Origin of the sequence: Solimonas aquatica (genome assembly GCF_900111015.1) — a bacterium.
Classification (GTDB): Bacteria; Pseudomonadota; Gammaproteobacteria; order Nevskiales; family Nevskiaceae; genus Solimonas; species Solimonas aquatica.
The window spans coordinates 24,834-41,224 of the sequence record NZ_FOFS01000014.1 but is presented as its reverse complement, the minus strand read 5'-3'; the positions used below and the strand labels follow the sequence as shown (position 1 = coordinate 41,224).

The window sequence follows — 16,391 nt, the reverse complement described above, 5'->3', positions numbered from 1 at the left end:
CACCGCATGTCGAGTCCGCAGCGCAATGGCATCGCCGAGGAAGCGGCGCGCCTCGTCTGCGAGGAGCTGCTGATCGACTATCGCAGCGCCAAGCTCAAGGCCTTGCAGCGTCTGGGTCTGCCACCGCGCACGCCGCTGCCGGACAACGCACGCGTGCATGAGGCGGTGATTGCGTACCAGCGTCTGTTTGGTGGCGAGGCCTATCAGAAGCAGCTGGCGCGCATGCGGGCGGCGGCGCCGAAGCTGATGCGCTTGCTGGCGGCGTTCTCACCGCGGCTGGTCGGTGGCGCGGTCAATGGCGCGGTGACGGAGGCTCATCATCTGCAGCTGCATCTGTTCGCCGATCAGCCCGAGCTGGTGGACGTGTTTCTGCTGGAACGCAATATCGATTTCGAAACCAGCGAACGACGTTTCCGTTACCCCGGCGGACGGGAGGAAAACCTGCCGGTGCTGAGCTTCGACTACCAGGGCCTGGGCGTGGACCTGAGCCTGTTCGAGCAGGACGATCTGCATCGCCTGCCGCTGAGTCCGCAGGACGGCCAGCCCTATCAGCGCCTGGATCTGGCCGCCGCCGAGCGGCTCGCCCAGCAGGCCTGAGACCGCTTCAGAGATCGAGGTTGCCGACCAGCAGCGCGTTCTTCTCGATGAACTCGCGGCGTGGTTCCACCTGCTCGCCCATGAGCATGGTGAAGATCTGATCGGCAGCCACGGCGTCCTCGACGTCCACCTTCACCAGACGGCGGTTCTTCGGTTCCAGCGTGGTTTCGCGCAGCTGTTCCGGATTCATCTCGCCCAGACCCTTGTAGCGCTGCACATGCAGGCCGCGCCGTGCCTCACTCAGCAGCCAGGCAAAAGCCGCATCGAAACCCTGCACGGTGCTGCCGCGCTCGCCACGCTTCAGCTGCCACTCGCCGCTGCCCAGCTCCAGCAGGCGGCTGCGCAGTGCCGCGATCCGCTGATAATCCGGGCCGTTGAAGAAATCGCTATTGAAATTAAAGATTTGCTCATTGCCGTGGATGCTGCGCACGACCTGGAGCAAGGGGCTTTCGGCACCGGCACGCAGCTGCACGCTGAACTGGCCGCGCAGGCCTTCGCCATTGAGCGCGTCGGCGTAACGCTCGGCCCAGCCCGGCAGACCTTCCGCCTGCGTCGGCAGCGGCGCGAGACGAGCCAGCTGATTGAGCACGTGATGGTCGTAGCGACGCGCCTGGCGCTCGATCAGCTGTTCCACGGCCGCGTACTCGCGGGTTAGCTCGGCGAGCGTCGCCGCCGGCAAGGGGCCCGCCGGCAGATTCAGGCTGGCGTCGTTCAAGGCCGCGTCGATCAGCCAGCTGTTGAGCTCGCCATCGTCCTTCACATAGGTTTCCAGCTTGCCGCTCTTGACCTTGTACAGCGGCGGCTGCGCGATATAGACGTGGCCGCGCTCGATCAGCGTGTACATGTGCCGGTAGAAGAAGGTCAGCAACAAGGTGCGGATGTGCGCACCGTCCACGTCGGCATCGGTCATGATGATGATGCGGTGGTAGCGCAGCCTCTCCGGCTTGAATTCGTCCTTGCCGATGCCGCAGCCCAGGGCTGTGATCAGGGTTGCAACTTCCTGAGAAGAAAGCATTTTTTCCAGTCGGGCGCGTTCCACGTTGAGAATCTTGCCCTTCAGCGGCAGGATTGCCTGGAACTGGCGGTCGCGGCCCTGCTTGGCGCTGCCGCCGGCCGAGTCACCCTCGACCAGGAACAGTTCCGATTTGGCCGGGTCCTTTTCCTGGCAGTCCGCCAGCTTGCCGGGCAGGCCGATGCCGTCCAGCACGCCCTTGCGGCGGGTCATTTCGCGCGCCTTGCGCGCGGCCTCGCGGGCGGCGGCGGCTTCGACGATCTTGCCGCAGATGGTCTTGGCCTCGCTGGGACGTTCCAGGAGGAACTCGGCGAGCTTGGCCGCCACCACTTCCTCCACCGCCGGGCGCGCTTCGGAGGACACCAGCTTCATCTTGGTCTGCGAGGCGAACTTCGGATCCGGCATCTTCACCGAGAGCACACAGGCCAGACCTTCGCGCATGTCATCACCGCTGATGTCCACCTTGGCCTTCTTGGCGAACTCGCTTTCCTCGATGAACTTGTTGATCACGCGGGTCATGGCCGCACGCAGACCGGTCAGATGCGTGCCGCCATCGGCCTGCGGGATGTTGTTGGTGAAGCACAGCACCTGTTCGGCATAGGAGTCATTCCATTGCATGGCGACTTCCACCTGCACCTGCACCGGACCGCCGGTGCCGCTGCTGACCTCGGCCACGCCGCCTGCGTGGAACACCGTGGGATGCAGGGCGGTCTTGGCCTTGTTGATGTACTCCACGAAGCCCTTCACACCGCCGGAGAAAGCGAAGTCTTCCTCCTTGCCGGTACGCTCGTCGATCAGACGGATGCGCACCCCGTTGTTGAGGAAGGACAGCTCGCGCAGACGCTTGGCCAACACTTCGTAGTGATATTCCACCTTGCCGAAGATGCCCTCGTCGGCCATGAAGTGGACCTCGGTGCCGCGCTTGTCGGTTTCGCCCAGCAGCTTCAGCGGCGAGACTTCCACGCCATTCTGTATTTCCAGCACGCGGTCCACCGGCACGCCATGATGGAATTCCATGAAATGCTTCTTGCCGTCGCGGCGGACCGTGAGCTTCAGCCACTGGCTCAGGGCGTTGACGCAGGACACGCCCACGCCATGCAGACCGCCGGAGACCTTGTAGCTGTTCTGGTTGAACTTGCCGCCGGCGTGCAGCACGCACATCACGATTTCGGCAGCCGAACGCTTGGGCTCGTGCTTGTCATCGAACTTGATGCCGACCGGAATACCGCGACCGTTGTCGGTGACCGAAATCGAGTTGTCGGAATGAATGCTGACGACGATGTCGTCGCAGTGGCCAGCCAGGGCTTCGTCGATGGCGTTGTCCACTACTTCGAACACCATGTGATGCAGACCGGTACCGTCCGAGGTGTCGCCGATGTACATGCCCGGGCGTTTGCGCACCGCTTCCAGACCCTCAAGCTGCTGAATGCTGGATTCGTCGTAATCCGCGTTGGGCTGTACGCTCATGGAAGCTCTAAACCTTGGACTAAACGTTGATTTTAGCACTCCAGCAAGGCTGACGGCTCGCCGGAACTATGCGCGGACCCGCCCTTGTTCCACGTGGAACAAGGCCAGCTCGGAATCCTTCAGCACCCCGCTCTGCTCGAAGGCGGTCAGGAACACCTGACCGGGATAAACCTTGAGCTGCGCCAGCAGTGAGGCCTGGAAATGCTCGGCCAGTTCCGCACTGAAATCATCGACCAGCAGGATCGGCGCGATGCCGGCATCCTGGAGCAGCAACTCGCATTGCGAGATCAGCATCGCCGCCAGCACCAGCTTTTGCTGACCACGGCTGATGCGATGCCGAACCGCCAGCTTGCCGGCACGGATGCGGAGCTCAGCCCTGTGGGGACCGGATTGCGTCATTCCCAATCGACGGTCCCGCTCGCGGTGACGTTCCAGGTCTTCCAGCAGGCTGTGCTCGGCGCTCCAGCCGGATTGCAGCTCGAAGCTCCAGTCCGGCTCCTCCAACAAGCGCGCGATCCGCTCGCTGACCTGCTGTCGCATGCGGCTCAGGTGTTCCAGCCGATAACCATGCAGCTCCTCTCCGCTCTCTGCCAGCTCAGGTTCCCAGGCGGAAATCTCGGCATTGGATCGGCGCTCCCGCAACAGCTGATTGCGCTGCCGCAGCGCGCGACGGAAGCGCCGCCAGGCGGGCATGAATCGTGGTTCCACGTGGAACACACCCCAGTCGATGAAGCTGCGCCGATAAGTCGGACCCTCGGCGATCATGCGGTGCATGCCGGGTTCCAGGATTTGGGTCGGCGCCAGCTGTACCAGGTCCAGGGCCGAAGCCGGCTTGCCCTCACGGCGCGCCTGTATGCCCTGCTCTGCCCATTGCAGCCCGGCGGTCTGCGGACCACGCTCGCCTTCATAGCGTCCAAAAACCGTCCATTGCGCCTTGGCCGGTCCCATCAGGTCTTGATACGCACTACCCCGAAAGGACTTGCTGCGGTTCAGACAGTAAATCATTTCCAGCAGACTGGTCTTGCCGGCGGCATTGGCGCCCACAAACAAATTAAGCCTGCCCGGGATGGGCAGGCTCAGCTTGGTAAAACGACGGAAGTTGTCAGCCTTGAGCTGCGTCAGCTGCATGCCGGATTCACAGCCGCATGGGCATGACCACGTACTTGCTGGAGGCATCGCCAGCCGCATAAATCAGACCGCTGGAATCAGCATTCTTCAGTTCCATGACGAACTGCTCGCTGCTCAGCGCGCCGAGGGCGTCCAGCAGGTAGTTCACATTGAAGCCGATTTCAATATTGCTGCCCTGGTATTCGACTTCCAGATCTTCCTCGGCTTCTTCGTGCTCGGGGTTATGGGTCTGCAGGCTCAGCTTGTTGCCGTCCAGGCTCAGCCGCACGCCGCGGAACTTCTCATTGGACAGAATCGCGGTCCGCGCCAGCGCGCGGCGCACCAGTTCGCGATCCGCCTGCAGACGCTTGTCGCCCGAATCCGGCACCACGCGCTCGTAATCCGGGAAACGGCCGTCGATGAGCTTGGTGGTCAGACGCACCACATCCAGATCCACTTCCAACTGCGAGGCGCCGATCTTGAGGCTGACGGTTTCATCCGTGGCATCGAGCAGGCGCTGCAGTTCCAGAATCGCCTTGCGCGGCACCACCACCTGACGCTGCTCGGTGAACTCGGTTTCCAGGCCCACTTCGCTCAGGGCCAGACGATGGCCGTCGGTGGCCACTACACGCACACGCTGCGCGCTGACTTCCAGCAGCATGCCGTTCAGGTAATAGCGCACGTCCTGCTGCGCCATCGCGAACTGCGTACGCTCGATCAGGCCCCGCAGCTGCTGCCGGCTGAGCTGCAGCGTCTTGCCCTCGGCCACACGGCCCAGGGCCGGAAACTCCTCGGCCTTCAGGCAGGACAGCGAATAACGGCTGCGGCCGGATTTGAGCAAGGCCTTGTCGCCGGTGAATTCGAGATTGATCTCGGCGCCTTCCGGCAGGCCGCGACAGATATCGAACAGCTTGCGGGCCGGCACTGTGGCGCGACCGGGCGCCAGATTCTGCACCTGGGCGCGCGCCTGTAGTTCGATCTCCAGATCAGTGCCGGTGACGATCAGCTCATTGTCCTTGAGCTCGAGCAGAAAATTGGACAGTACCGGCAGGGTCTGACGGCGTTCCACGACGCCGATCACCGCCGACAGCGCCGACAACAACTCATTGCGACCCACTTGCAGTTTCATAGCCGTGTCCGATTGTTCTTCACTTTTCAATAAATTCAGATTCAACAACAACAGGCCCGGGCGCCCGCTGTTGATTACTTGTCAATCTCTTTTAAAAACATAGCGTTAATATAAAAACGCTGCCCCAGAAACCTTGTGCCGGCAGCAGGACAGTCTGTGGATAAAGTCTGCATGGATTCTATCCACAGCTTGTTCGGCTTCCTATTCAATACCTCATCCCGCCGTTTACCCACGGCTTTTGCGCAGCTCAGAAGCCGAGCTGACGCTGCAGTATTTCGTAGTCCTCGCGGTACTTCACATCAGTGTCGCGCAACTCGGCAATCTTGCGACAGGCGTGCAGCACGGTTGTGTGATCCTTGCCGAAAGCCTCGCCGATCTCCGGCAGACTGTGCTGCGTGAGTTCCTTGGCCAGGGCCATCGCCACCTGTCGCGGTCTTGCCAGCGAGCGCGTGCGGCGCGGCGAGTTCAGATCGGTGACGCGGATGTTGTAGTAATTGGCGACCGTGCGCTTGATGTTGTCGATGGTCACCATGCGCTCGTAGGCGGCCAGCATGTCCTTGAGCGTGCTGCGCGCAAACTCGGTGGTGAGCGGCTCGCCACGCAGGCGCGAACTGGCGGACAGACGCAGCAGCGCGCCTTCCAGTTCGCGGACATTGGAGCGCACGCGCTGCGCGACGAACATCGCCACTTCCTTCGGCAGGCGCACCTGGTTCTGGTCGGCCTTGGCCAGCAGGATCGCCACGCGTGTTTCCAGGTCCGGGGGCTCCACCGCCACCGACAGGCCCCAGGTGAAGCGCGACTTCAGGCGCTCGTCCACACCGTCGATGTCCTTCGGATAGCGATCCGAAGTCAGCACGATCTGCTTGCGACCGTCGATCAGGGCATTGAAGGTATGGAAGAACTCTTCCTGCGTGCGTTCCTTGTGCGCGAAGAAATGAATGTCGTCGATCAGCAGCGCGTCGATGGAACGGTACAGGTTCTTGAAGCCGTCCATGCGGCCATGACGGATCGCGGCGGTGAACTCGTTCATCCACTGCTCGGCACCGATATAGACCACGCGCGCGCGCGGATTGCCCTGCAGCACGGCATTGCCCACCGAGTGCATCAAATGGGTTTTGCCCAGGCCCGAGCTGCCGTAGATCAGCAGGGGGTTGTAGGCGCCGCCGGGCGTCTCCACCACGTGCTGGGCTGCGGCGCGGGCATGGGAATTGGACTTGCCCTCGATGAAATTCTCGAAGGTGTAATCGGGGTTGAGCCGGCCGCTGGACATCACGGCAACCTCATCGCTGGCGCCGCTGATCGGCGCCTCGGCCTGGCTCTGGCCATTGAGCAACGGCTTCTGCTCAGCGGCGCCCACCGCAATCTCGATCTCGTTCAGATCGCGGCCGCCATTGACGCGCACCGCACGGCGGATCAGCTCCAGAAATTCCTGACGTACCCGCTCCTGCACCATGCGATTGGGTGCCAGCAGGGTCAGGCGATCGCGGTTCAGCACGGGCTGCAGCGGGCGGATCCAGGTGTGTACGTCGCGGTCAGCCAACTCGCCTTCCAGCCAGCGCACACACTGTGCCCAGAGATCCTCGTCGGACATGCTCAAGCTGCTCTTGTATCGTATGGATCGCCCGCGAGTGACCGGAGCGTCCGTGAGAGCGCACAACGGCGCCGGCCGGCAAGTCTATAGCGTCAAAGTTCACTTATCCACAGGCACGCCAAGATCCTCGGCTTGCCCCGCTGCAGCCCAGCCGCTACACTCCGCGCCCTTTTGCATAAACCGTTTCAATCGCAGGTGATTTATGTCCAAGCGTACCTACCAGCCGAAGAAGCTGCGTCGTAAGCGCACGCACGGTTTCCGTGCCCGCATGGCCACTGTCGGCGGTCGTCTGGTGCTCTCGCGCCGTCGCGCCAAGGGCCGCAAGCGTCTGATTCCTTAAGGCTTTCGGTTTAGACCTTTTTCGCAAGCTCATGTCGGCGCGCTTGCTACGGCGCGCACGCCTGCTCAAGCCCGCCGAGTTCAAAGCCGCTTTCGCGCAAGGCAGACGCCTACACGAAAGTGGCCTGACCCTGGTGGTGGTGGCCAATGAACTCGGTCATCCCCGTCTGGGCATGGCGGTTCCGAAAAAAGCGGTGGCGCTGGCCGTGGAGCGCAACCGCATCAAGCGCCAGATTCGCGAGAGCTTTCGCATCCGCCAGACTGAACTCCCCGCTGCGGATTTCGTCGTACTGGTCAAGCCCGGCAAGCGAGCGCTGAGCACTCCGCTGTTACGCCCGAGCCTGGAGCGAATGTGGACACGAGCATCGGCACCATCGGCAAGACTCTCCTCGCCATCCCGCGAGGCTGCGCCCTCTTCCTGATCCGTTGCTACCAGCTCCTGCTCAGCCCGCTGCTCGGGCCGCGCTGCCGTTTCTATCCCAGTTGTTCGCACTACGCGGCCGAGGCCATCGTCGTGCACGGCCTGCTGCGCGGCAGCGCGCTGGCGCTGCGCCGCCTCAGCCGCTGTCATCCCTTGAATCCCGGTGGCTACGATCCTGTGCCGCCTGCGTCCTGCTGTGCCTCAGCGCCGGCGGATCACGCGCATCCCCATTCCTGAAATATCAACCTTCGACCTGAAACGATGGAAAACCGTCGCTTTATTCTGATTGGCATCCTGGGTGCCCTGCTGTTCTTCATCTATCAGGCCTGGCAGAAGGATTACCCGGCTGCGGCGCCCGTGCCGGCGACTGCCGCTGCACCGGCAGCGGACGTCCCCAAAGCCGCGGCCACCGAAACCAGCGCTGCGGCCGCCACGCCGGCCGACGCGCAAGCCGCCGACACCGGCGAGCGCATCCGCGTCGAGACCGATCTGTTCATTGCCGAAATTGCCGCGCGCGGCGGCGAGCTGCGTCGTCTGCAGCTGAAGGACTATGCCGCGGTCAAGGATCAGCCGGCGCGCATGGCGCTGCTGGACGACGAGGCCGGCCGTCTGTTCGTGCTGCAGAGCGGCCTGGCGGGCCCGCAGGCGCCGCTGAGTTCTCCGGATACGGTCTACAGCAGCGCGCAGAGCAGCTACCAGCTGAGCCAGGGCAACGATCAGCTGGAGGTTCTGCTCACGCACCAGAACGCCGACGGTGTGCTGATCCGCAAGACCTATGTCTTCAAGCGTGGCAGCTACCAGATCGATCTTGCCCAGAGCGTGCAGAACGCCAGCGCCGCGCCGCTGAGCCTGAGCCCCTACGTGCGCCTGCTGCGCACTGCCTATCAGCAGGGCGGCGAGCCGCGCTTCGCGCACACCTTCACCGGCGTCGGCTTCTATCAGCAGGCCGAAGCCGGCAGCGCCAAGTACAAGTTCAAGAAGACCGCGCTGGACAAGCTGGACAAGGAAAAGGTCGAGCAGGCGCAGACCGGCGGCTGGATCAGCATCCTGCAGCACTACTTCGTCGCCGCCATCATTCCGCCGGCTGACGAGGCCGTCACTTACAGCGCGCGGCCGCGCAGCAGCGCACCGGGCTATATCGCGCAGTACGTGGGCAACGCCGTCAGCGTGGCGCCGGGCGCCGAGCAGCGCTTTGCCACGCGTCTGTACATCGGCCCCAAGCTGCAGGATCACGTTGCCGAAGTGGCGCCGGGTTTCGAGCTGACGCTGGACTACGGTCTGCTGTCCTTCATCGCCAAATACATGTTCCTGGTGTTGAAGTTCTTCCACGGCCTCACCGCCAACTGGGGCGTGGCGATCATCCTGCTGACCCTGGTGGTGAAGCTCGCGCTGTACAAGCTGTCCGAAGCGCAATACCGCTCGATGGCGCGCATGAAGGTGTTCAGCCCCAAGATCCAGGAAATCCGCGAACGCTATGCGGACGATCGCGAGCGTCAGCAGAAAGCGATGATGGATCTGTACAAGAAGGAAGGCTTCAATCCGCTGGCGGGTTGCTGGCCCATTCTCGTGCAGTTCCCAGTGTTCATCTCGCTGTACTGGGTGCTGCTGGAATCGGTGGAACTGCGCCAGGCGCCGTTCGCGCTGTGGCTGCAGGATCTCTCCGCGCCCGATCCCTTCTACGTGCTGCCGGTGCTCTACGGCATCACCATGTTCCTGCAGCAGCGCCTCTCGGGTAACCAGACCATGGACCCGACGCAGCAGCGCGTGATGCAGATCATGCCGATCGCGCTCACCGCCTTCTTCGCCTTCTTCCAGTCCGGCCTGGTGCTGTACTGGGTGGTCAACGGTCTGATCAGCATTGCGCAGCAGTGGTACATCATGCGCAAGCTCGACCGCGAGGGCGCCAAGAAGTAAAGCGCTGCTGGCGGCCGCTACTCTGCGGAACATGTCCGCCCACACCGATACCATCGTCGCCGTCGCCACCGCGCCCGGACGCGGTGGTATCGGTGTGCTGCGTCTCTCCGGGCCGCAGGCCGGCGCCATCGCCGCACGGATAGCGGGCACCCTGCCACCGCCCCGGCAGGCGACGCTGCGCCACTTTCGCGATGTGCGCGGCGAGGTCATCGATCAGGGCCTGTTGCTGTATTTCCCGGCGCCGCATTCCTTCACCGGTGAAGACGTGGTGGAGTTGCAAGGCCATGGCAGCCCGATGGCGCTACAGCTGCTGCAGCAAGCCTGTTGCGCCATCGGCGCGCGTGCGGCGCGGCCCGGTGAATTCTCCGAACGCGCCTTTCTCAACAATCGCATCGACCTGGCGCAGGCCGAGGCCATTGCCGACCTGATCGACGCCGCCAGCGCCCAGGCCGCACGCGCCGCGCAGCGCTCGCTGGACGGTGAACTCTCACGCCGCGTGCAGCAGCTGGCCGAAAGCCTGATTCAGCTGCGCATGTACGTGGAAGGCGCGCTGGATTTCTCCGACGAAGATGTGGACTGGCTCGGCGATCAGCACTTGAGCGCGCAACTCGGCGCTGCGCAAGCACAGCTTGCGCAGCTGCAGCGCGAGGCCGCACAAGGCCGACGCCTGCGCGAAGGTCTGAACATCGCGCTCACCGGCCGCCCCAATGTCGGCAAGTCCACGCTGCTCAACCGCCTCGCCGGCGCGGACGTGGCCATCGTCACCGAGATCGCCGGCACCACGCGCGATGTGCTGCGTGAGCATCTGAATCTGCGCGGTCTGCCCATCACCCTGATCGACACCGCCGGTCTGCGCGACAGCGAAGACCCGGTGGAACGCGAAGGCATCCGTCGTGCACGTCTGGCCCTGGAGCAGGCCGAGCTGGCGCTGTTCATCCGCGATGCCCGCGAAACGTTCAGCGATGAAGACCAGCAGCTGATGGCCACGCTGCCAGCGCAGCTGCCGCGGCTGATCGTGCACAACAAGATCGATCTCGCCGGCCTGCCGCCGCAGCGATGCGAGCGACAGGCCGGTGTCGAGCTGTTCATCAGCGCCGTCAGCGGTCAGGGTCTGGACCTGCTGATCGAGGCGCTGCACCGTTTCGCCGGCCTGCAGGACGGCGCGGAAAGCGCGTTCTCCGCACGCAGCCGTCACCTGGAGGCCCTCGCGCGCTGCCAGCACCATCTCGATCAGGCCGCCGCGCGCCTGCAGGACCGTCAGCTGCCGGAACTCGCCGCCGAAGAACTGCGTCTGGCACTCGAAGCCCTGGGGGAAATCACCGGCCGCTTCGGCAGCGAGGATCTGCTGGGGCGCATCTTCGCCAGCTTCTGCATCGGCAAATAAAAAGGCCCGCGATCACTCGCGGGCCCTGCTTGCTGCGGTACTGCGCAGCGTTTTAGTAGCCGTTCCAGTAGCCACCGCGATACTGCGAATCACGCCAGTCGTCGCGGTCACCGCGCCAGCGGCGATCATGACGCTCGCGGTCGCGGCAGTGACGGTCCTCGTCACGGTAGTAGCCGCGATAGCCCACATAGGCCGGCGCCGCCGCATAGCCGCGCACACCGTAGTACACCGGACGCGGCGCCGGGTAATAGATCGGGGCGGGTTCCACGTAAGCCGGCTGACTGTAGACGGTCGCGTAGCCCGGCGCGTAGCCGCCGAAACCGAGGCTGACCGAAACATCGGCGTGGGCGAACGCGCTCACCGGCACCAGCGAGACCAGCGACAGACCGGCAATGGCGAGAACAGACTTGGCTTTCATGACCGCTTTCCTTTGATGCCTGGGGCATCGATGAGATGAGCCCACTCTAGGCGGCGGCCATGAATTGATTCTGAACTTGGAAAGCCCCGAAACCGGCAGCTGACGCGCAGGTGAATGCGCGACGCATCCACAAAAGCGAGCGCACAAAAAAAGACCCGCGCCATCCGGGGGGGACGTCGCGGGTATTGTCCCGCACCGGAGGAGAGTGGTACGGGCACTTTCGGGGGCCTGTTGCCAGACCGAGGTCATCATCGTGCGATACAGCTAGTGCGGCATTGATCTGGATCAGTGCCGCAATCACAAACGCTTGGACAAAGCAAGTGATGGCTGCGATGCGCGGATCTATATGTCCCTTATATGCCGGCGCCCGGTGCGTCCATCTCGAATTCCTATGCCTGGCCGGGGCGTAATGCGCGGGCTGCAGCAAAGCAGCGTCACTGCCTGAAGACCACCTCATGTCGGATGTCGTGTTTCTCGGCCTTGGCCTCTTCGGCTTTCTGCTGATGTTCGTCTACCTGCGCATCTGCGCCAGGCTCTAGGAGCCGCTCATGCTGGACTACCTGCTTGGCGGGCTCGCTGCCCTCGCCCTGTTTGCTTATCTCGTCTACGTGCTCGCACGTCCCGAGAAATTCTGAAGCCCTTGCCTGGACACGCCCATGACCGCCAATGGCTGGCTGCAAATACTCTTCTACTGCCTGTTGCTGCTGCTCAGCGTGCGTCCCCTGGGCGCCTATCTGCATCGACTCTTCACGGGCGAACGCGTGATGCTGATGCCGGCACTCGGCGGCCTGGAACGCGTTTTCTACCGCCTGTCCGGCGTCGATGCGCGCAGCGAGCAGACCTGGCAGCAGTACGCGCTGGCCATGCTGCTGTTCAATCTGCTGGGCTTTGCGCTGCTGTATCTGCTGCTGCGCACGCAGGCCTGGCTGCCGCTCAATCCGCAGCAGCTGCCGAACCTGAGCGCGGACCTGGCTTTCAACACCGCGATGAGCTTCACCACCAATACCAACTGGCAGTCCTATAGCGGCGAGCAGGCGCTGAGCTATCTCTCGCAGATGGCGGGCCTGACGGTGCAGAACTTCCTCTCCGCCGCGACCGGTATTGCGCTGGCCTTCGCGCTGATCCGGGGCTTCGCCCGCAAGAGCACGCAGCAACTCGGCAATGCCTGGGTGGATGTGACGCGCCTCACGCTATATCTGCTACTGCCGGCGTGTCTGCTGTTCGCGTGCCTGCTGATCTGGCAGGGCGTGCCGCAGAACTTTTCGGCTTACACGCAGGCCAGCACGCTGGAAGCTGCGCAGCAGCTGATCGCGCAAGGCCCCATCGCCTCGCAGGAAGCGATCAAGATGCTGGGCACCAATGGCGGCGGCTTTCTCAATGCCAATTCCGCGCATCCGTTTGAAAACCCCACGCCGCTGTCCAATCTGCTGCAGATGCTGTCGATCTTCGTGATCGGCGCCGCACTCACCGATGTCTTCGGCCGCGCCGTGAACAATCGCTGGCAGGGCCACGCCATTCTCGGCGCGATGCTGGTCCTGTTCATTGCCGGTGTGGCGATCACCTACTGGGCGGAGAGCGCCGCGCCCAATGCCTTGAGCGGCTTCGATGGCGTGCAGGGCCCGGGCAATCTGGAAGGCAAGGAGACGCGCTTCGGCATCGCCGCTTCCGCGCTGTTTGCGGTGATCACCACCGCCGCCTCCTGCGGCGCGGTCAATGCCATGCATGACAGCTTCACCGCGCTGGGCGGTGCCATCCCCTTGTTCAACATCCAGCTCGGCGAGGTGATCATCGGCGGTGTCGGTGCCGGCTTCTACGGCATGATGCTCTACGCACTGATTGCGATCTTCATGGCCGGGCTGATGGTGGGCCGCACGCCGGAGTACATCGGCAAGAAGATCGAGGTGCGCGAGGTGAAGCTGGCCACGCTCGCGGTGCTGGCCGCGCCGCTGGCGATCCTGCTGTTCACGGCCATCGCCTGCGTGCTGCCGGCGGGTCTCACCGGTCTCAACAACGCCGGCCCCCATGGCTTCACGGAAATTCTCTACGCCTATGCCTCGGCCGCCGGCAACAACGGCAGCGCCTTCGCAGGCCTGTCCGCCAACTCGGTGTTCTACAACAGCACGCTGGGCATCGCGATGCTGATCGGGCGCTTCGCGATCATCGTGCCCATGCTTGCCATCGCCGGCAGTCTGGCGGCGAAGAAACAGATCCCGGTTTCGGCCGGCACCCTGCCCACCGACGGTGGCCTGTTCGTGGCCCTGCTGGTGGCGGTGGTGCTGGTGTTCGGCGGCCTCACCTTCCTGCCCTCCCTGGTGCTGGGACCGCTGGCCGAGCACTTCGCGATGCTCGCCGGCACGCAGTTCTAAACACGAGCACGATCATGAAAGCCAAGCCTCCAGCTTCCAGCCCTCTCTGGCGCAGCGCGCTGCTCGACGCTTTTCGCAAGCTCGATCCGCGCAGCCTGCTGCGCAATCCGGTGATCTTCACCACGGCGGTGGTGGCCGCACTGGCCAGCCTGCTGTTTGTGCGCGATGTGCTCAGCGGCCAGGCGCAGCTGCTGTTCTCCGCCCAGGTGATCGCCTGGCTGTGGTTCACGGTGCTGTTCGCCAATTTTGCCGAAGCCCTGGCCGAAGGACGCGGCAAGGCGCAGGCAGCCGCGCTGCGCAGCACGCGCACCCAGACCCAGGCCAAGCTGCTGGCCGGCGCCAACACAAGCACCTATAGCCGGGTGTCGGCGGCGGAGTTGAAGGTCGGTCAGATCGTGCTGGTGGAAACCGGCGATCTGATTCCCGGCGACGGCGAGGTGATCGAGGGCCTGGCGATGGTGGATGAGTCCGCCATCACCGGCGAGTCGGCGCCGGTGCTGCGTGAATCCGGCGGTGATCGCAGCGCCGTCACCGGCGGCACACGCGTGCTCTCGGATCAGATCAAGGTGCGCATCACCGCTGCCGCCGGCAGCAGCTTTCTGGATCGCATGATCGCCCTGGTGGAAGGCGCGGCGCGGCAGAAGACGCCCAATGAGCTGGCGCTCAATGTGCTGCTCGCCGGCATGACCCTGATCTTCATCCTGGCCTGCGCCAGCATCCCCAGCTTCGCGCGCTACGCCGGCGGACAGGTGTCCACCATCGTGCTGATCGCGCTGTTCGTGACGCTGATCCCCACCACCATCGGCGCGCTGCTGTCCGCCATCGGCATTGCCGGCATGAACCGTCTGGTGCGTTTCAATGTGCTGGCGCTCTCCGGCCGCGCGGTGGAGGCGGCGGGCGATGTGGACACCCTGCTGCTGGACAAGACCGGCACCATCACCCTGGGCAATCGTCAGGCGGCGGAGTTTCGTCCCGCGCCGGGCGTGGAGGCGCGTGCACTGGCCGAGGCCGCGCAGCTGGCCAGTCTCGCCGATGAAACGCCCGAGGGTCGTTCCATCGTGGTGCTGGCCAAGGAGCGCTACGGCCTGCGCGCGCAGGACCTGGCCAGCCTGCAGGCGCGCTTCCTGGCCTTCTCCGCGCAGACGCGCATGTCCGGCGTGAATCTGCCGGACCAGGAAATCCGCAAGGGCGCCGTCGATGCCATCGAGGCTTATGCGCGCGCCCACCCGCAGGGCCAGGCCGTGCCGCCCCAAGTGCGCGAAGAAGTGGAACGCATCGCCAGAGCCGGCGGCACGCCGCTGGCGGTGGCGCGCGACGGCCGCGTGCTCGGCGTGGTGTATCTGAAGGACATCGTCAAAGGCGGCATCCGCGAGCGCTTCGCCGAGCTGCGCCGCATGGGCATCAAGACCGTGATGATCACCGGTGACAATCCGCTCACCGCCGCCGCCATTGCCGCCGAAGCCGGTGTCGATGACTTTCTCGCGCAGGCCAAGCCCGAGGACAAGCTGGCGCTGATCCGCGCCGAACAGGCGCAGGGCAAGCTGGTGGCGATGTGCGGTGACGGCAGCAACGATGCGCCGGCCCTGGCGCAGGCCGATGTCGGCGTGGCCATGCAGACCGGCACGCAGGCAGCGCGCGAGGCCGGCAATATGGTGGACCTGGATTCAGACCCCACCAAGCTGATCGAGATCGTCGCCATCGGCAAGCAGCTGCTGATCACGCGCGGCGCGCTCACCACGTTCTCGGTGAGCAATGACGTGGCCAAGTACTTCGCGATTCTGCCGGCGATGTTCGCAGCCCTGTATCCGCCGCTGGGCGCGCTCAACATCATGGGTCTGCATTCACCGCAGTCGGCGATTCTCTCCGCCACCATCTTCAATGCCCTGATCATCCTGCTGCTGGTGCCGCTGGCCCTGCGCGGCGTGCGCTACCGCCCGGCGCCGGCCGCGACCCTGCTGGCGCGCAATCTCGCCGTGTACGGCGTGGGCGGACTGATCGCGCCCTTTCTCGGCATCAAGCTGATCGACCTGCTGCTCAGCGCCAGCGGCCTGGCCTGAAGCCTCCGGAGTCTCTGCTCATGAACACCTATCTGCGTCCTGCCCTGCTCATGCTGCTGCTGTTCACGCTGCTGTGCGGCGCTGCGTATCCGCTGGCGGTCACCGGCCTGGGCCAGCTGCTGTTTGCGCATCAGGCGCAGGGCTCGTTGATCGAGCGCCAGGGCCGCATCATCGGCTCGGAACTGCTGGGCCAGAACTTCAGCGCCGCGAAATACTTTCACGGCCGCCCCTCGGCTGCCGGCACGGAGGGTTATGACGCCAGCGCCTCGGGCGCCAGCAATCTGGGGCCTTCCAGCGCCAAGCTGCGGCAGAGCATCGAGGCCAGGCTCGCCACGCTCAAGGCCGAGAATCCAGGCCAGCTGGTGCCGGCCGAGCTGCTGACGGCTTCCGCCAGCGGCCTGGACCCGGACATTTCCCCGCAGGCCGCGCAGTTCCAGATTCCCCGCGTCGCGAGTGCGCGCGGCCTGGATGCGCAGCGCCTGCAGCAGCTGATCGACCAGCACACGCAAGGCCGCTGGCTGGGCTTCATCGGCGAGCCGCGCGTGAACGTGCTGCAGCTCAATCTCGCGCTCGACGCCTTGTAGGAGCG

The 16,391-nt window shown here is 64.3% G+C and carries 15 protein-coding genes; 10 read left to right on the top strand and 5 right to left on the bottom strand.

From position 1 onward, the window contains the following. The first annotated feature begins 6 nt into the window (after positions 1-6). Positions 7-597: a hypothetical protein gene (locus BMY12_RS16740; RefSeq protein WP_093288838.1), complete on the top strand. Its 591-nt coding sequence runs from the start codon at positions 7-9 to the stop codon at positions 595-597. 7 nt (positions 598-604) lie between these two features. On the opposite strand, the gene gyrB is transcribed toward BMY12_RS16740, so the two are convergent. From gyrB to dnaA, 4 genes are all read right to left on the bottom strand, one after another. Then, a complete protein-coding gene (gyrB, locus tag BMY12_RS16735; protein WP_093288837.1) occupies positions 605-3,076 on the bottom strand; it encodes a DNA topoisomerase (ATP-hydrolyzing) subunit B in 2,472 nt (823 codons plus the stop codon). 66 nt (positions 3,077-3,142) lie between these two features. Further along, on the bottom strand, positions 3,143-4,204 hold the full coding sequence (gene recF, locus BMY12_RS16730; protein WP_177189043.1) for a DNA replication/repair protein RecF: 1,062 nt from the start codon (positions 4,202-4,204) through the stop codon (positions 3,143-3,145). A 7-nt stretch (positions 4,205-4,211) separates the two neighbouring features. After that, positions 4,212-5,312 (bottom strand): DNA polymerase III subunit beta, encoded by a 1,101-nt coding sequence (gene dnaN / locus BMY12_RS16725; protein ID WP_093288834.1) that lies wholly within the window; start codon positions 5,310-5,312, stop codon positions 4,212-4,214. A 247-nt stretch (positions 5,313-5,559) separates the two neighbouring features. Beyond that, entirely contained in the window at positions 5,560-6,903 is a 1,344-nt protein-coding gene (dnaA, locus tag BMY12_RS16720; RefSeq protein WP_093288832.1) for a chromosomal replication initiator protein DnaA, read from the bottom strand. A 202-nt stretch (positions 6,904-7,105) separates the two neighbouring features. Here dnaA and rpmH point away from each other — a divergent pair, with 202 nt between their 5' ends. From rpmH to mnmE, 5 genes are read left to right on the top strand one after another with little or no spacing between them, the layout of a single operon-like run. Beyond that, a complete protein-coding gene (gene rpmH, locus BMY12_RS16715) occupies positions 7,106-7,243 on the top strand; it encodes a 50S ribosomal protein L34 (protein ID WP_093288830.1) in 138 nt (45 codons plus the stop codon). Between the two features lie 31 nt (positions 7,244-7,274). Continuing rightward, positions 7,275-7,664: a ribonuclease P protein component gene (rnpA, locus tag BMY12_RS20950; RefSeq protein ID WP_093288828.1), complete on the top strand. Its 390-nt coding sequence runs from the start codon at positions 7,275-7,277 to the stop codon at positions 7,662-7,664. Then, complete coding sequence (gene yidD / locus BMY12_RS16705; RefSeq protein ID WP_366516815.1) at positions 7,595-7,900, top strand: membrane protein insertion efficiency factor YidD; 306 nt, start codon at positions 7,595-7,597, stop codon at positions 7,898-7,900. Before rnpA ends, yidD begins: the two co-directional genes overlap by 70 nt. Positions 7,901-7,924: 24 nt before the next feature. After that, positions 7,925-9,577 carry a membrane protein insertase YidC gene (gene yidC, locus BMY12_RS16700; RefSeq protein WP_093288826.1) on the top strand — a complete coding sequence of 551 codons (1,653 nt, stop codon included), beginning with the start codon at positions 7,925-7,927 and terminating at the stop codon, positions 9,575-9,577. 31 nt (positions 9,578-9,608) lie between these two features. After that, positions 9,609-10,961, top strand: a complete 1,353-nt coding sequence (mnmE, locus tag BMY12_RS16695) for a tRNA uridine-5-carboxymethylaminomethyl(34) synthesis GTPase MnmE (protein ID WP_093288825.1) — start codon at positions 9,609-9,611, stop codon at positions 10,959-10,961. Positions 10,962-11,013: 52 nt separating this feature from the next. On the opposite strand, the gene BMY12_RS16690 is transcribed toward mnmE, so the two are convergent. Continuing rightward, positions 11,014-11,379 carry a hypothetical protein gene (locus BMY12_RS16690; RefSeq protein ID WP_177189042.1) on the bottom strand — a complete coding sequence of 122 codons (366 nt, stop codon included), beginning with the start codon at positions 11,377-11,379 and terminating at the stop codon, positions 11,014-11,016. A 548-nt stretch (positions 11,380-11,927) separates the two neighbouring features. On the opposite strand from BMY12_RS16690, the gene kdpF reads away from it, so the two are divergent. Genes kdpF through kdpC form a run of 4 tightly spaced genes read left to right on the top strand, consistent with a single transcriptional unit; the run spans position 11,928 to position 16,386 of the window. After that, positions 11,928-12,014 (top strand): K(+)-transporting ATPase subunit F, encoded by an 87-nt coding sequence (gene kdpF / locus BMY12_RS20945; protein WP_093288823.1) that lies wholly within the window; start codon positions 11,928-11,930, stop codon positions 12,012-12,014. A gap of 21 nt (positions 12,015-12,035) precedes the next feature. Further along, positions 12,036-13,745 carry a potassium-transporting ATPase subunit KdpA gene (gene kdpA, locus BMY12_RS16680; protein WP_093288822.1) on the top strand — a complete coding sequence of 570 codons (1,710 nt, stop codon included), beginning with the start codon at positions 12,036-12,038 and terminating at the stop codon, positions 13,743-13,745. A gap of 14 nt (positions 13,746-13,759) precedes the next feature. Next, positions 13,760-15,802, top strand: coding sequence for a potassium-transporting ATPase subunit KdpB (gene kdpB / locus BMY12_RS16675; RefSeq protein WP_093288820.1), 2,043 nt, complete (start codon positions 13,760-13,762; stop codon positions 15,800-15,802). 20 nt (positions 15,803-15,822) lie between these two features. Beyond that, positions 15,823-16,386 (top strand): potassium-transporting ATPase subunit KdpC, encoded by a 564-nt coding sequence (kdpC, locus tag BMY12_RS16670; RefSeq protein ID WP_093288819.1) that lies wholly within the window; start codon positions 15,823-15,825, stop codon positions 16,384-16,386. The last annotated feature ends 5 nt before the right edge of the window (positions 16,387-16,391 follow it).

Coding starts and splice junctions, on each gene's coding strand:
- gyrB (WP_093288837.1), bottom strand. CDS start 3,076: ATGAGCGTACAGCCCAACGCGGATTACGACGAATCCAGCATTCAGCAG.
- yidC (WP_093288826.1), top strand. CDS start 7,925: ATGGAAAACCGTCGCTTTATTCTGATTGGCATCCTGGGTGCCCTGCTG.
- kdpB (WP_093288820.1), top strand. CDS start 13,760: ATGAAAGCCAAGCCTCCAGCTTCCAGCCCTCTCTGGCGCAGCGCGCTG.
- rnpA (WP_093288828.1), top strand. CDS start 7,275: ATGTCGGCGCGCTTGCTACGGCGCGCACGCCTGCTCAAGCCCGCCGAG.
- BMY12_RS16740 (WP_093288838.1), top strand. CDS start 7: ATGTCGAGTCCGCAGCGCAATGGCATCGCCGAGGAAGCGGCGCGCCTC.
- mnmE (WP_093288825.1), top strand. CDS start 9,609: ATGTCCGCCCACACCGATACCATCGTCGCCGTCGCCACCGCGCCCGGA.
- BMY12_RS16690 (WP_177189042.1), bottom strand. CDS start 11,379: ATGAAAGCCAAGTCTGTTCTCGCCATTGCCGGTCTGTCGCTGGTCTCG.
- kdpA (WP_093288822.1), top strand. CDS start 12,036: ATGACCGCCAATGGCTGGCTGCAAATACTCTTCTACTGCCTGTTGCTG.
- kdpC (WP_093288819.1), top strand. CDS start 15,823: ATGAACACCTATCTGCGTCCTGCCCTGCTCATGCTGCTGCTGTTCACG.
- dnaN (WP_093288834.1), bottom strand. CDS start 5,312: ATGAAACTGCAAGTGGGTCGCAATGAGTTGTTGTCGGCGCTGTCGGCG.
- recF (WP_177189043.1), bottom strand. CDS start 4,204: ATGCAGCTGACGCAGCTCAAGGCTGACAACTTCCGTCGTTTTACCAAG.
- kdpF (WP_093288823.1), top strand. CDS start 11,928: ATGCTGGACTACCTGCTTGGCGGGCTCGCTGCCCTCGCCCTGTTTGCT.
- dnaA (WP_093288832.1), bottom strand. CDS start 6,903: ATGTCCGACGAGGATCTCTGGGCACAGTGTGTGCGCTGGCTGGAAGGC.
- rpmH (WP_093288830.1), top strand. CDS start 7,106: ATGTCCAAGCGTACCTACCAGCCGAAGAAGCTGCGTCGTAAGCGCACG.